The organism is Dolichospermum circinale AWQC310F (genome assembly GCF_000426925.1).
GTDB classification, from domain to species: Bacteria; Cyanobacteriota; Cyanobacteriia; order Cyanobacteriales; family Nostocaceae; genus Dolichospermum; species Dolichospermum circinale.
The window spans coordinates 22,255-35,914 of sequence record NZ_KE384678.1; the positions used below are offsets into that span (position 1 = coordinate 22,255).

Annotated in this window: 13 protein-coding genes and 3 pseudogenes; 11 read left to right on the forward strand and 5 right to left on the reverse strand. The window is 38.7% G+C overall.

Annotated elements, in window-relative coordinates; all coding sequences use genetic code 11:
• Positions 1 to 42: 42 nt before the first annotated feature.
• On the reverse strand, positions 43 to 270 hold the full coding sequence (locus tag ACIR310F_RS26155; protein WP_028083710.1) for a hypothetical protein: 228 nt from the start codon (positions 268 to 270) through the stop codon (positions 43 to 45).
• A 280-nt stretch (positions 271 to 550) separates the two neighbouring features.
• Between ACIR310F_RS26155 and ACIR310F_RS0109960 the strand changes: the two genes are divergently transcribed.
• The 7 genes from ACIR310F_RS0109960 (at position 551) to ACIR310F_RS0109990 (ending at position 6,414) form a co-directional block, all read left to right on the forward strand.
• Positions 551 to 1,555, forward strand: coding sequence for a multicopper oxidase domain-containing protein (locus ACIR310F_RS0109960; RefSeq protein WP_028083711.1), 1,005 nt, complete (start codon positions 551 to 553; stop codon positions 1,553 to 1,555).
• 429 nt (positions 1,556 to 1,984) lie between these two features.
• Entirely contained in the window at positions 1,985 to 2,605 is a 621-nt protein-coding gene (locus ACIR310F_RS0109965) for a hypothetical protein (protein ID WP_155963742.1), read from the forward strand.
• 34 nt (positions 2,606 to 2,639) lie between these two features.
• Positions 2,640 to 3,116 (forward strand): hypothetical protein, encoded by a 477-nt coding sequence (locus tag ACIR310F_RS0109970; RefSeq protein ID WP_028083713.1) that lies wholly within the window; start codon positions 2,640 to 2,642, stop codon positions 3,114 to 3,116.
• Positions 3,117 to 3,144: 28 nt separating this feature from the next.
• Positions 3,145 to 3,357, forward strand: coding sequence for a hypothetical protein (locus tag ACIR310F_RS22035; protein WP_035367847.1), 213 nt, complete (start codon positions 3,145 to 3,147; stop codon positions 3,355 to 3,357).
• 319 nt (positions 3,358 to 3,676) lie between these two features.
• Positions 3,677 to 4,705 (forward strand): ComEA family DNA-binding protein, encoded by a 1,029-nt coding sequence (locus ACIR310F_RS0109980; RefSeq protein WP_028083714.1) that lies wholly within the window; start codon positions 3,677 to 3,679, stop codon positions 4,703 to 4,705.
• A 192-nt stretch (positions 4,706 to 4,897) separates the two neighbouring features.
• Positions 4,898 to 5,332, forward strand: coding sequence for a ferritin-like domain-containing protein (locus ACIR310F_RS0109985; protein ID WP_028083715.1), 435 nt, complete (start codon positions 4,898 to 4,900; stop codon positions 5,330 to 5,332).
• 122 nt (positions 5,333 to 5,454) lie between these two features.
• Positions 5,455 to 6,414: an FTR1 family iron permease gene (locus ACIR310F_RS0109990; RefSeq protein WP_028083716.1), complete on the forward strand. Its 960-nt coding sequence runs from the start codon at positions 5,455 to 5,457 to the stop codon at positions 6,412 to 6,414.
• Between the two features lie 125 nt (positions 6,415 to 6,539).
• Here ACIR310F_RS0109990 and ACIR310F_RS26160 read toward each other — a convergent pair whose 3' ends face one another.
• Complete coding sequence (locus ACIR310F_RS26160) at positions 6,540 to 6,698, reverse strand: hypothetical protein (RefSeq protein WP_196803197.1); 159 nt, start codon at positions 6,696 to 6,698, stop codon at positions 6,540 to 6,542.
• 488 nt (positions 6,699 to 7,186) lie between these two features.
• Between ACIR310F_RS26160 and clpP the strand changes: the two genes are divergently transcribed.
• The gene (gene clpP, locus ACIR310F_RS0110000; protein WP_028083717.1) at positions 7,187 to 7,792 is read left to right on the forward strand and encodes an ATP-dependent Clp endopeptidase proteolytic subunit ClpP; all 606 of its coding nucleotides are present in this window, start codon (positions 7,187 to 7,189) and stop codon (positions 7,790 to 7,792) included.
• Between the two features lie 71 nt (positions 7,793 to 7,863).
• Here the strand turns inward: clpP and ACIR310F_RS0110005 are convergent, their stop codons facing one another.
• Positions 7,864 to 8,583: a hypothetical protein gene (locus tag ACIR310F_RS0110005; protein WP_028083718.1), complete on the reverse strand. Its 720-nt coding sequence runs from the start codon at positions 8,581 to 8,583 to the stop codon at positions 7,864 to 7,866.
• A 799-nt stretch (positions 8,584 to 9,382) separates the two neighbouring features.
• On the opposite strand from ACIR310F_RS0110005, the pseudogene ACIR310F_RS22040 reads away from it, so the two are divergent.
• Positions 9,383 to 11,732 (forward strand): annotated as a pseudogene (locus ACIR310F_RS22040) (ribonuclease R family protein).
• Positions 11,733 to 11,851: 119 nt separating this feature from the next.
• On the opposite strand, the pseudogene ACIR310F_RS0110015 reads toward ACIR310F_RS22040, so the two are convergent.
• A pseudogene (locus tag ACIR310F_RS0110015) lies at positions 11,852 to 11,983 on the reverse strand (hypothetical protein); the annotation flags it as partial.
• Positions 11,946 to 12,044, reverse strand: a pseudogene (locus tag ACIR310F_RS27470) (hypothetical protein); the annotation flags it as partial. The pseudogenes ACIR310F_RS27470 and ACIR310F_RS0110015, both read right to left, overlap by 38 nt.
• 6 nt (positions 12,045 to 12,050) lie before the next feature.
• Between ACIR310F_RS27470 and ACIR310F_RS0110020 the strand changes: the two are divergent.
• A complete protein-coding gene (locus tag ACIR310F_RS0110020) occupies positions 12,051 to 12,671 on the forward strand; it encodes a flavin prenyltransferase UbiX (RefSeq protein ID WP_028083720.1) in 621 nt (206 codons plus the stop codon).
• Between the two features lie 315 nt (positions 12,672 to 12,986).
• Entirely contained in the window at positions 12,987 to 13,613 is a 627-nt protein-coding gene (locus tag ACIR310F_RS0110025) for a LapA family protein (protein ID WP_028083721.1), read from the forward strand.
• Positions 13,614 to 13,660 lie beyond the last annotated feature (47 nt).

Consider the following 13,660-nt stretch of genomic DNA (forward strand, 5'->3'; position numbering starts at 1 on the left):
TCCCATACCCACAATTGCCATCAAGTAAAATAACGCAATCAATCAAATATAAATTGGTGGTACAATTCCCTCAACTTCCACAGATTGCGCTACCTTCACCGCTGGAAATTGACGTAGAGATTCAGGTAAAGAAATTGCTTCTACCTCTACCTTGTGAGGTGAACCATCAAAAAATTGTTCTTGCCATATTAACCTTCCTTCTGAATTAGGAACTCCTTGATAAGCAAACACTGTTAAATTATCTTCTAATGCGATCGCTTTTACTCGCAATCTTACATCTTTAATAGCTGCCCCTGTAGTGCTATCCTTGACCTCAACCGCTAAATTTGCCCAAAGTTTCCCACAGTCGCCATTGTATCCGCTGTAATGCCCAATCTCGGTGCAAGTGCCATTTGTTCTCTAGTTAGCGGTAAATAAATCAATATATCATAAATAGTCCTGAAAATTATTTTTCCAAGTTATTGACAATAATTCCTGATTCCTTTACTATACATAAAGCTAATTGCAAATAATTTGCAATTTACCGTACCCCCATTCCCCTATTAGTCTTATGTCTGACAACTTTACTGAGAGTAAAGATAAAATTTGGCATCGTCGTCAACTGCTACAACTGGGATTTTCCGGTGCATTCATGATCACGACAGGGACAATTTGGCAAATGTTAAACAGCAAAAATTATGCCAGTGTCAAAATACCACCCATGAAAATAACAGCTTCTAATGGTGCTACTAACCCCATGCAGGTGTTACGAGATTTTGATTATGGGACAATTAAACAGGAAAATGGGCGCACAGTCCGCGAATTTCGCTTAATTGCTGGTACTTCCACCATTCAGCTTAATAGTGCTGTCTCCTATAACATTTGGGATTTAAACGGGCGCATTCCTGGCCCCACACTCCGGGCTAAAGAAGGAGAAAAAATAAGAATACTTTTTCTCAATAATGCTGGACATTCCCATTCTTTGCACTTTCATGGAGTTCATCCCGCTGAAATGGATGGCATGAAACCCATAGGTAATGGTAAAGCAACTATATATGAATTTGATGCCGAACCCTATGGCGTTCATTTATATCACTGTCATGTCGCTCCGGTTACTCGTCACGTTGCTAAGGGATTATATGGAATGTTTATTATTGATCCTCCTAAACCCCGTCCCCCTGCTGACGAAATAGTTTTAATCATGTCTGGCTATGATGTAAATGATGATAACCGCAATGAGTATTATGCTTTTAATGGTGTGCCACATCATTATATGCACCATCCTATTCAAATTTATCAAAATCAGTTAATTCGTGCCTATGTTTTGAATATTATTGAATTTGACCCCGCTGTAACGTTTCATCTTCACGCTAATTTTTTCGATGTTTATCCTTCGGGAATGACAATGAATCCCAGTGTAAAAACGGATGTTTTAACCATGGGTGTAGCAGAAAGACATATTTTAGAATTTGCTTTTAAGTATCCAGGTAAGTATATGTTTCATCCTCACCAAGATGCGATCGCTGAAAGCGGTTGTATGGGACAATTTGCAGTAATTTCAGAAAAAGACTCCTAAAACTTTGATTATTGAAAAAATTAAGAATTTTGTATTTTCAAAATATATTGAGACTAAAATATTTATGCAATCAAGTCTTTATCTAAAAACCCGTTCCCAGATCAAATATAGTTCTATAAATTTTCATATTCTGACAAATTTATTAGCTTCATACATAAGTAATATTTATCATAAATAAAGGAAAATATAAAAAATTAAAAAAATTAAAAAATTCTTTTTCGCTAAAATTATGTATGATTTAATAATCACAAAAATATCATCCGATTATCAAATTAATAGCACATCAGACAAAGTTAATTCTGCTAAAAAAATTGCCAAATAAATATTAACTTAGGAGTTATTTAGGGTAAATTTAGCAGTTATAGGTGAAATAGAGATTTTGGTAATTGAATGAGGATTTTTGATCACATCATTACAGGAGCATTGATAGTGTTAGACTCAGGCATTAATTCAACTTCAGAAACCTTTCCCAAACAGCTAGATATCGCCAAAGTTGCTGTGTATGGATTGAGTATTTTATCAGCAGGAATGTTTCTATTTTTGCCATTTTTTAATCTTTTACATCCCAGTCCTTGGCAGCGTTCCATAGGCACAATTCACGGCGTAGGAGCATTGCTGGCAACAGTTGTTGCTGTGTATACAGGACATTTAGCCTTTCCCTTGCTACGAGGTGCAAGTAAGATATTACCGCAGATGCGTACCCTAACATTTTGGTCTAGTGTAATTGCATTTTTGGGTATCGCTACAGGCAATTTAGCATATATGCGTTATCGGGCTGGAATAGAATTTGGTGGTGCAAGAGCTTGGCTAAAAGAAAACTCCCCTTTAGTCCAATATGTACTTATGGAATACCACGAATTTAGCGTTTTATTTACCTTGCCATTAGGGGTAGCTTGTAGCTGGATTTTATGGCAATATGGTGACTCAATTTTAGAAAAACAAAACCGTCCCGTTCTCACAGCTACTTGTGTGGCTTTAATAGCCATGATGTTTTTTGCCATGGGTGGTTTAGTAACTGGAATTGGTGTCGCTAAAATTCACGCTTTGTAATTAGCTTTGTAATTAAATTCTTGAGGATTATTTGATGAATAAACAATCTCAACTTTCTGAAATCGCACCAGAACCACAACCTATATATGGTAGATTTTGGCAGTCATGTAAACAATTTCCCCGATTTTTAGCAGCAGGTTCAAATCATCCACCAACGGTTTCTGGACCGGCAGCGGCAGCTTTAATTAGTGCAGCAATTGGATGTTTTACAATGATGGTGGCACATCATTTTTCTGATACTAATAAAAACATAGAGACAATGCTTTGGTCATTGGGAAGTTGGATACCAGGCAGCCATAACCCCAGTAAAATGTGGGGTAATATTGGCAGTTATTCTGGGAAAGAAACAATCTTACTTATTAGTTGGTTGGTGAGTTGGGCTATTCTTTCCCTACTTTGGAACAACAAAAAGATTAAATCGAGAACGATATTTTTCTGGCTGTTTGCCTTAATGGTTGCTGCTACAGCAATGAGTTGGCATCCTCTTTTTCCCTATTTACCATTAACCTAAATCAAGCAAAAAATCAAGGGACTGAATTATGCAAACACAAACAACAGAGAATACTAGCAAAGAAAAGATACTAGGGAGAGATTTACACAAGTATATCTGGCTTTTAGTTGGGGTTTTTTCTCTCTTGACTGTTACTTATCCTACATCTATGATGCGCGTTAGCCAGAAGGAAAAGTTTAAAGGCTTTCATGTTAAGTCTTTACCCGCTGAAAGCAAATCTTACTCCGATTCTGCAAAGTAAAGACCCCATGCAGCTTTGACACAAGCATTTGCAATGGAGTCTAATTAGGTTTTCTTGTTTTTAATTTCTCATTTCCAGGCGGCCACCTGGGAATGAGTATCCAATTAGATTATAAGCTTTAATAACTTGAAGTCGGAGCATTAAGAAAAAATAAAAATAAAATATTCAAATTATACTCAATCTCTGAAAAAAATAGTTGATAAAAACTTTTATTTATGATAAATTACCATAGACAGCTATTGCAAATACTTATCAGTTTTTGACTGGATATGAGAAAAATAGCCAGAACTTTGACTTAAACCCCTATTTTGGAGCAAAAATGATTAAATTACGTTATTTATTCTTGTCTATTGCTGCTTGTACCTTAATTTCCTTGAGTTCTTGTACCGACAAGACGGTAAAATCAGATATTAAATCAACACCAACTGTAGCCCAAGTGACAGAAACTAGCACCCATAGCGGTCATAGTGGTAAAGCTAAAATTAATATTAATAATGCAATTTTGTCGCAGTTAGATAAATTAGAAGCCACATTAGGAATTCCCGCATTATCAAATAAAATTCAGGCTAACCGTCCTTACGCTAGTTCCGAAGACTTAGTCAGCAAAAAAGTAATTACTCAACCACAGTTTGACCAAATCAAAGATATGGTGACAGTGGAGGAAGTGGTGTTAACAGGTGAAGCCAAAGATATTGACTATATGACAAAATTGGGATTAATGAAAGGACATCTTTTAGTAGCCCAAGAACTGTTAGATCAAAATCAACCGAAACAAGCTCAACCCCATATTGGACATCCAGTAGAAGAGATTTATATTGATATTGAAGAACAATTAGATGAACGTAAAGTTAAAGAATTTAAAAGCAACTTAGTCAGTTTAACAGATTTAGTGAAATCTAATCCCAAGGATGCTAAAATAAAAACTAATTTTACCACTGCTGTGCAAGCTGTTGATAATGCGATCACTATTTTACCAACCGAACAACGCAGCCAACCCGAATTTATTCTACCAGTAATCAACAGTTTATTAGATGCCGCTAACTCAGAATATGGTGCAGCAGTAGCAAAAGGTAAAATTACCGCCCCCATTGAATATCAAGATTCTCGTGGCTTTGTAGTCTATTCTCAAGAACTATATAAAAGTATTTCTAGCCAAATGATCCAAGAAAATCCCGAAGCACACAAAGCCATAGATACAGCTTTTGGAGAATTAGTCAAAGTTTGGCCTGCTGCTATTCCCCCAGCGCAAGCAGTCAAAACTCCAGAAGATGTTACTAAACTAGTAAAAACCATCGAGGAAAATACTCAAAAAGTGCGATCAAAAACTCACAGTCAAAGCATGAATTAGTATTTTCACACTATTTAGAAGTCCAGAATAAACAGTTTAAAATCATAAATAAGAGAGAAAATAATTGATAGCTAAGAGTGAGAATATTTTTATTTTTCTTTTATTTTTCCCAACCAGAAAAAAATATAACTTCTCACTCATAATTAGTATCTAAAAACTCTGCTCATGTAATTTTGCTCAACTTAACAACTAATGCAAGAACTCGACCACCAAAAAACCATTGATATTCTCAATTCCATTATGGAATTTGAACTAGCAGGGGTAGTTCGCTACACCCATTATTCCTTAATGGTGACAGGGCCTAATCGTATTCCTATTGTGGCATTTTTCAAAGCCCAAGCCGCAGAATCTTTACTTCACGCTCAACAAGTCGGAGAAATTCTCACAGGTTTAGAAGGACATCCTACATTAAGAATCGCTCCCATGGAAGAAACTTTCAAACATAATGTTAAAGACATCTTACAAGAAAGTTTATCCCATGAAAAGAAAGCTTTGGATATGTACAAAAGTCTTCTAGAAACAGTCACTAATGCTAGTATTTATCTAGAAGAATTTACCCGTGGTATGATCGGACAAGAAGAAATGCACAATCTCGAACTCAAAAAAATGTTACGGGATTTCAGCTAATACAGCAGGAGTCAGGAGTCAGAAGTCAGGAGCAGCAAAATCTACAACTGACAACTGACAACTGACAACTGACCACTGACGACTGACCACTGACCACTGACAAATGATAACTAACTAATAAAATGAATTTTAGTACCGCCTTACCTACTTTTGTAATTACCCTCCGAGAAGGTGTAGAAGCCGCTCTAGTTGTGGGTATTGTCCTCGCATTATTGAAAAAAGCCAAACAATCTCAACTCAATCTTTGGGTGTATGCTGGTGTGGTCGTGGGTATTATTGTTAGTGGTTTAATCGGTATTTTATTTACCGGGATCATTAAATTCCTAGCATCTATTAATCCTGAATATACCTCTGTAGTTGAGCCAACATTAGAAGGTGTATTTAGCATATTAGCAATAATTATGCTCAGTTGGATGCTGATTTGGATGACAAAACAAGCCAGATTCATGAAAGCCCAAGTTGAGGGAGCAGTAAACGACGCATTAGGTAAAAATACAAATGCAGCTTGGGGAGTTTTTAGTTTAATTTTAGTCGCCATTGTCCGCGAAGGATTTGAAACCGTTTTATTTGTTGCAGCTAATTTTCAACAAGGTTTATTACCAACTTTAGGCGCCCTTGCAGGTTTAGCCGCCGCCGCAGCCATTGGTGTCTTATTATTTAAATGGGGTGTGAAAATTAATATCCGCCAATTCTTCCAAATTATGGGCGTTTTATTAATATTAATTGTTTCTGGTTTAGTGGTTTCTGGGTTGCATCATTTTGATGAAGCTATAGCTAATTTAGCTTTGAGTAGTCGTTCTTCAGAAAATCTTTGTTTCTATTACGAACACTTTACCAAAATTCACTCCTGTATCTTAGGTCCAATAGTCTGGAATACGGAAAAAATCCTCTCTGATGAATATTTTCCCGGTATCATTCTTAAATCTTTATTTGGTTATCGAGACAAAATTTATATTGTTCAATTTGTGGGATATTTACTATTCCTCGTCACTATTGGTAGTTTGTATTTCCGCAGTATTACAAGCGGAAATAATCAGAATATCAAAAGTAAAATCATCACTAGCACTCCAGAGCGGAATTAAAACTAAAATATGGCTAAATTTGAGGTTTATGCAAATTACACAAAAATTAATTAACCTCAAAAGTAGCCTTTAAAAAGGTAAAATTATTACCTATTACCCATTACCTGTTACTTATTACGTAGGTTCTAGTCCGAACCCTGAAAAGTCGAACTAATTATAGGTACTGGCTTTTGAGAAATATCTGACATGACTTTGGATTGCGGAAGTTGAGTAGTATTACTTAATACTGCTATCATTTGCAACAAAAATGTAATAAAGGCTGCTTGCATAAGTTTTTCTAGCATAGTACCTCTCTTTATTTATATGGATATAGCAATGGTATTTCCGGTGTTATTTTTAATACACTTTGTATTGGCGATTGATCGGATTAGGTAAATATCATTCGAGAATATCTAACAAGAATGTCATCTAGCTCTACTCTGAAATTTACTTAATCATTTTAGACGTTTGTTTTTCTGAAAAAGTGTCCTGAAAATATAAAAAAATATAAATTTATATATATTTAAGTTTATGCCCTTGATTGTTTATTGTACTCTAATTACCTAATGGTTAAAAACCGTAAGAATACCCAATTATCAAAAACCGTAAAAATACTGATATTTCTCGCAAATACCTTGTCATGCTCAGAAACTTGTTAATATTTGCTAACTATCTTTTCTAGGACTTGCACAAGTGTCACTAAAAATACTTTTAAAGCATCCTCTTCACAACTTCAACACAATCACCCCTTGTCACCGATAGAATAAATGGAAAATAGCTAAAAACACGCTAAATGATTCCTATCGTTATTGAACAATCGGGTAGAGGCGAACGCGCCTTTGATATCTATTCACGGCTGTTGCGTGAGCGGATTATTTTTTTGGGAGAACAGGTGGATAGCAATCTGGCTAACTTGATTGTTGCTCAACTCCTGTTTTTAGATTCCGAGAACGCGGAGAAGGACATATATATGTACATTAATTCTCCTGGTGGTTCGGTGACAGCGGGAATGGGTATTTTTGACACTATGAAGCATATCCGCCCCGATGTCTGTACAATTTGTACTGGATTAGCAGCAAGCATGGGAGCTTTCCTCCTCAGTGCTGGTACAAAAGGTAAGCGCATGAGTTTACCCCATTCACGGATTATGATTCACCAACCTCTCGGTGGCGCTCAAGGACAAGCCACGGACATCGCTATTCAAGCTAGAGAAATTTTGTATCACAAGCAAAGACTGAATCAGTATCTCGCTGAACATACTGGTCAACCTTATGAGCGGATTTGTGAAGATACTGAACGTGATTTCTTTATGTCTCCCCATGAAGCCAGGGAATATGGCTTAATTGACCAAGTAATTGACCGTCACGCTGCTGGTAGTCGTCCTGTGGCTCTGGTTTAGTTATTAGTTATTAGTTAGTGGTCATTGGTCAACTGACAACTGACAACTGACCACTGACCACTGACAACCAACTAAAATCCCGCAATGGGATCTGGTTGGGATTTGAGGTAAGTCAGAAAACTCCTTAATTCTTCTTCACTGAGTAGAGAACGCCCTCGTTTACCGTAGGTTTTGAGCAGATAATCTTTTCCTTGTTCTGGTGTCCAGCCTAACCGCTCAATTTCTACATCTGTTTGGGCGATGACATCAGATAAATTTACTGGTTCTTTTTGTCTCTTCTTTTTACCAAGGGTTGACTGTATACCAGTATCCTCCTCAGGGGTATAACTGCGAGGAGTAAAAGGTGTGACATTACTAGGAGAACGAGAGGAGACTTCTGGTAAGGGTTGATACTCTGGTTCTGGACTCGAAAATCCCGAAGATATTTCTGGTTTTGCCACTTTAGTATCAATTTTCTCTTCTAGTGAGGGTGGTGTATGTATCTGTGTGTTACTGACAGCAGGAACAGGTTTTGATTCATCTAAGTTAGATTTTATTTGTGGTAGAGTAACCGATGATGAGAGAGATTTTGTCAATTCTGTTGGTACATTTTTGATCCCCAACACCGTCAAAGCTCGGTTTATGGCGTGATCTTCGGCTGCTTCTACTGTTTCTGCCCCGGCGATCGCCGTCGCACGGGTGATACCTTCGAGTTGTATACTAACACGGACGATATATTTCCCTTGAAAAATCTCTATTAGCTCTGATATTATACTGCCGTTGGGGTACAAGTTATGGAATTGCGCCAACATCATAGTTCCAATCATTTTTATCTGAATTTTCAAAAATAACACACCCTGCTACTTATGGAAAAATGCACAATAGACAATTGAAAACTCATAACTGTCAACTGACTAGATAAATTTTCCTCTACCCTTAAATGCTATACTAAATACCCAATTAGATATCTAGAAGCATTTTCTCACCAAGTGCGCCCGAAATCTACAATAATAAAGATCGGGTTTGCCCTCGCTCCTGGTGTTTTACTGCTTACCTGATTGTTACCGATTCTACATAAAGGAAAATTTGGGGGTTTTCGGCAGTTTCTTAGGGTGAAGATATGGCTAAAGCCACGCTATGCTATCAGATACTGATGGCGTGAAATTACCTTCATTCTCAAGAACTAAACACCTGTGGTTAAATCTGTGTATAGTTTTTGGGTGCTAACCTTGAGTTGTTCTTAGCCGTCTCTCACTAACCCATAATCTAAGTTACCGAATGGTTAATCATTGAGTATCAGGAGTGCATGATGGGTATTGTTTAGATCAAACTAGGGGTCACGCCAGCAAAATCTGAAAATGTTGTGCTGTGAGAAGTCCCAAGGGGGAGATTTCTCCCACCGTAACCGCAACTATGGTTAAGGCCATGCTGCACTATCGGCAGGCTTACTTTCTCTAGAAAACACTACGCGCGAAGTAGAGGTAATTCCTGTCATCAAGGCAGACTGCCATGAAGTTACCCAAGAGGAGGCAAGAGGCAATCATGCTATTCCCTGTTCTCTGTTCCCTATTCCCTAAAAAATGATGTTTTGACCAAAGGTCGGTTCACTGCATGGAATTTTCAATCGCTACACTTCTTGCCAATTTCACAGATGATAAATTGGTGGCTCGTAAAGTTCTAGAAAAGAAACTAGGTTGTGAGGATGAAGCAAGTCTAGAAAAACTACAAATTACTTTGGATGTCTTGGAAAAAATTGGGCTTTTGGTTAAGGAACGGGGGAAATACCGCCGCATCACGGAGGAAGGCTTGATTGAAGCGAAACTCCGTTGTTCCAGTAAGGGCTTTTGCTTTGCAATTCAAGACAGCGAAGGCTCGGAGGATATTTACATCCGCGAAAGTCATTTGAGTAATGCCTGGAATGGGGACCGTGTATTAGTGAGAGTCCTCAAGGAAGGTAGTCGTCGGCGATCGCCAGAGGGTGAGGTGAAGTTGATTATGGAACGATCTAATCACACTTTACTGGCAAGAATTAAGCAAGTAGATGGCGGTTTTCGGGCTGTTCCTTTAGATGACAGATTGCTGTTTGAACTGAAATTACAACTCAATAGCATGAAGTTGGAAGCAGCAATTGATCACTTAGCTCACGTGGAAATCCTCCGCTATCCCCTAGCACAATATCCCCCCTTGGGCAGAGTGGTGCAAATTTTGGGTAGTGATGCTGAAGCCGCAGCCGATATAGATTTGGTAACTTGTAAACATGATTTATCCCGCACTTTCCCTGATTATGTCCTTGACGCAGCATCCAAGTTACCCAAGAGACTCCTGAAGGCAGACCTGAAAAATCGTCTAGATTTACGTGATGTTTTGACTTTCACTATCAAAACTGTCAATGGTGATGAGTCTGTGTTTGAAAATGCCTTTAGTGTGGAAAAAACCAGCCCCGATGATTGGCGATTACTATTTCACATTACGGATGTTTCTCACTATATCCAACCAGATGAATCCCTAGACAGGGAAGCACTCAAGCGCGGTAAGTCGGTGTATTTGGGAGAATTGTTACTACCAATGTTGCCACCAGTAGTAACGGAACGGTGTTCTTTAGTCCCTGGTAGCGATCGCCTGAGTATGACTCTCATAATTACCATTAATCCCCAATCGGGAGCAGTGGTAGAATGGGAAATCCACGAAAGTGTGATCAACGTCAACTATGAGGTGAGTCCAGTAGAATTACATGACATTCTCTCAGGTGAAGTTACTAAAGTATCTGCCCAAGTACAGGAGCAATTACAAGACCTACAAACCTTAGCCGCTGCTATTAAACAGGTGCGCCTAAATCGTGGTAGCTTACGGTTGAATCTCCCCCCCCGTTCATAATCCCTACCATGATGAAGGGGCTTTGGGATCTGTTGTGGTTAATGACTTACCGGGGCGATCGCTAATAACTGAGTTGGTAATATTAGTTAATCAACTGATGGCCGATCACTTGAGCGCTCTGGGAGTCCCTTGTCTTTGGCGAGTCCAAGGCACACCTGACCCGGAAGATGTACAGGAAATGCTCAAACTAGCGGTTAATTTGGGTGTGGAATTAGGACTAGATCCAGAATTGGAAATCCAACCCCTAGATTATCAACACTTAACGGCTGCTTTTGCTGATTCTCCTTCGGAACAAGTTCTCACCTATTTATTACAGGACACACTCAAACCCTCTGTCTACAGCACTACTAAAAGTTCTCATTTTGGACTGGCTTTGTCTCAATATGTTCACGTTACCTCCCCCTTACGTCGTTATCCAGATATTCTCCTGCAACGGGTGTATCATAATCTACTAGAATATGGGCGCGATCGTCGGAATACCCGCGTTAAAGAACGGATTAACCTGCGCCATTCTAATTGTCACGAAGAAATTAATTGGAATGTTCTCCCTCCAGAACTACAACAAGAACTTCAAAGTGACTTAACCAGAGTGCTAGTACAGATTAACGACCGGGAAAAAGAAGTTCAAGAAGCTGAAGCCGATTTAGCCGGACTACAAAAAGCCTCATTAATGAAACAACGTATCGGTGAAATATTTACAGGGGTAATTACTGGTGTTCAATCCTACGGATTTTTTGTAGAAATTGAAGTACCAATAGAACCGCCCACAGAAGACAACTTAGCTAATACCTTACGGGTAGAAGGACTGGTTCACGTCAGTTCCCTGAAAGACGATTGGTATGAATATCGCGCTAGACAACAGGCTTTATTTGGGCGGAAAAATCGCGCTTCCTACCGATTAGGCGATAGCTGTATGGTGCAAGTCAAGAGCGTTGATTATTACCGCCAACAAATTGATTTAGTTACCGTTGGTGCTGATGGTTTACCCAAAAGTACGGGCGCAAATACGACTGATGACGATGCAGCAGATATTGATCCACCAAATCAAACAGAATCTTTTGACCCGGAAATTGATGATCAGGAATAGTCAGTTGTTCTTTGTCAGTTGTTCTTTGTCAGTTGTTCTTTGCTGTGAATCAATAACCACTGACCACTGATCACTGACCACTGACTACTGACCACTGACCACTAACCACTGACCACTGACTACTGACCACTGACCACTGACCACTGACCACTGACCACTGACCAATAACCACTGACCACTGACCACTGACCACTGACCACTGACCAATAACCACTGACCACTGACCACTGACCACTGACCACTGACCACTGACCACTGACCAATAACCACTGACCAATAACCACTGACCACTGACCAATGACCACTGACCACTGACCAATGACCAATAAAACCAAATCTTTAATCCTGGGCGTAACCGGGGCCTCTGGTCTAATTTACGCCGTTCGCGCCCTCAAATTCCTCTTAGCAGCAGAATATGAAATTGAATTAGTAGCCTCTAAATCAACTTACACAGTTTGGCAAGCTGAACAGAAAATCCGAATGCCAGGAGAACCAGATAAACAAGAGCAATTTTGGCGAGAACAAGCGGAAGTTCCCCAACAAGGTAAACTCCGCTGTCATCCTTGGAGTGACGTTGGTGCGGGTATTGCCAGTGGTTCTTTTCGCACCTTGGGCATGATCATTATTCCTTGTAGTATGAGTACAGTTGCCAAACTTGCAGTCGGACTAAGTTCCGACTTACTAGAACGAGCCGCAGACGTACAAATTAAAGAAGGACGTAAACTGGTAATTGTCCCCAGAGAAACTCCTTTTAGCTTAATTCATCTGCGTAACTTAACCACCCTAGCAGAAACAGGCGTGAGAATTGTTCCCGCTATTCCTGCTTGGTATCACAATCCTCAAACTATTGAGGATTTGGTGGATTTTGTGGTTGCTCGTGCCTTAGATCAGTTGGATATTGATTGTATTCCTATACAGCGATGGCAAGGTCATTTGTAGTCAGTAAAAATTAAAAATTAAAAATAGAAGAACTCAATTTTTAATTTTTAATTCTGTTTTTAGTAAACTACCGCAGATTAACCCAGATAAAGATGGATAAATTTGATCAACTTTATGATTTATTATGATTTATTATGATTTACAGCACTTCCCGGTGTTATGAGGTACATATTTAGCGGGCAAGATGCCCGCACTACAAGAGAAAACATAAGATTTTTAAGGTGGAAGTGGTTGATGTATGGCTAACGCCACGCTATGCTATCGGCGATTTTACCCTCATGTATTTTTAACTCCTACTTTAACTTTAAATTTTTTATGGATGTAATTCGCTTAATTATTTTGGTGACAACAATCCTAGGACTAATAATCATATTAGTTCAAAATTTTGGGCGATCGCTGCCCCTAGTATTTTTGGGAATGCAAAGTCAATCATTACCATTAGGATTGTGGGTTTTATTGAGTATAATCGCTGGTGTTTTTACATCTTTAGTAATTACCAGGTTATTAAAATTTGCTACTAATTTGAATTTACAAGAACAACAATCTATACCCAAATCGCCACGGACTACTCCCCAGGGTGTTAAACAAAATACTCCACCCCCCAGCAGTCCCCCCCAAACTCCCGCGAGTCAATTTAATGATCAAGATGATTGGAATACAAATCAAGATCAAGATGATTGGGATGATGGTGAAAATTTAGAATCACTACCAAAAACTTCTCCCACAAGTAATTCCCGAACTAGTTCCGTTTATTCCTACAGTTCCCAAGAACCTAAAAATACTGCTGTCGGTAAAACCGAGGCGATTTATGATGCTGATTATCGGGTAATTATTCCTCCCTATAAAGAACCGAGCAAAAATCAAGTAGATGATGACGATTGGGATTTTTTTGAAGATGATGATTTTGAGGATAAGGACGAAAATAAACCGCCTAAACGCTAATTTAAGACTGTTGAAAAGAGATTTCCAACTTCATTCCCACTTTAAAG

Coding starts and splice junctions, on each gene's coding strand:
- ACIR310F_RS0109960 (WP_028083711.1), top strand. CDS start 551: ATGTCTGACAACTTTACTGAGAGTAAAGATAAAATTTGGCATCGTCGT.
- ACIR310F_RS0109970 (WP_028083713.1), top strand. CDS start 2,640: ATGAATAAACAATCTCAACTTTCTGAAATCGCACCAGAACCACAACCT.
- ACIR310F_RS22035 (WP_035367847.1), top strand. CDS start 3,145: ATGCAAACACAAACAACAGAGAATACTAGCAAAGAAAAGATACTAGGG.
- ACIR310F_RS0109980 (WP_028083714.1), top strand. CDS start 3,677: ATGATTAAATTACGTTATTTATTCTTGTCTATTGCTGCTTGTACCTTA.
- ACIR310F_RS0109985 (WP_028083715.1), top strand. CDS start 4,898: ATGCAAGAACTCGACCACCAAAAAACCATTGATATTCTCAATTCCATT.
- ACIR310F_RS0109990 (WP_028083716.1), top strand. CDS start 5,455: ATGAATTTTAGTACCGCCTTACCTACTTTTGTAATTACCCTCCGAGAA.
- ACIR310F_RS26160 (WP_196803197.1), bottom strand. CDS start 6,698: ATGCTAGAAAAACTTATGCAAGCAGCCTTTATTACATTTTTGTTGCAA.
- clpP (WP_028083717.1), top strand. CDS start 7,187: ATGATTCCTATCGTTATTGAACAATCGGGTAGAGGCGAACGCGCCTTT.
- ACIR310F_RS0110005 (WP_028083718.1), bottom strand. CDS start 8,583: ATGTTGGCGCAATTCCATAACTTGTACCCCAACGGCAGTATAATATCA.
- ACIR310F_RS0110020 (WP_028083720.1), top strand. CDS start 12,051: ATGACCAATAAAACCAAATCTTTAATCCTGGGCGTAACCGGGGCCTCT.
- ACIR310F_RS0110025 (WP_028083721.1), top strand. CDS start 12,987: ATGGATGTAATTCGCTTAATTATTTTGGTGACAACAATCCTAGGACTA.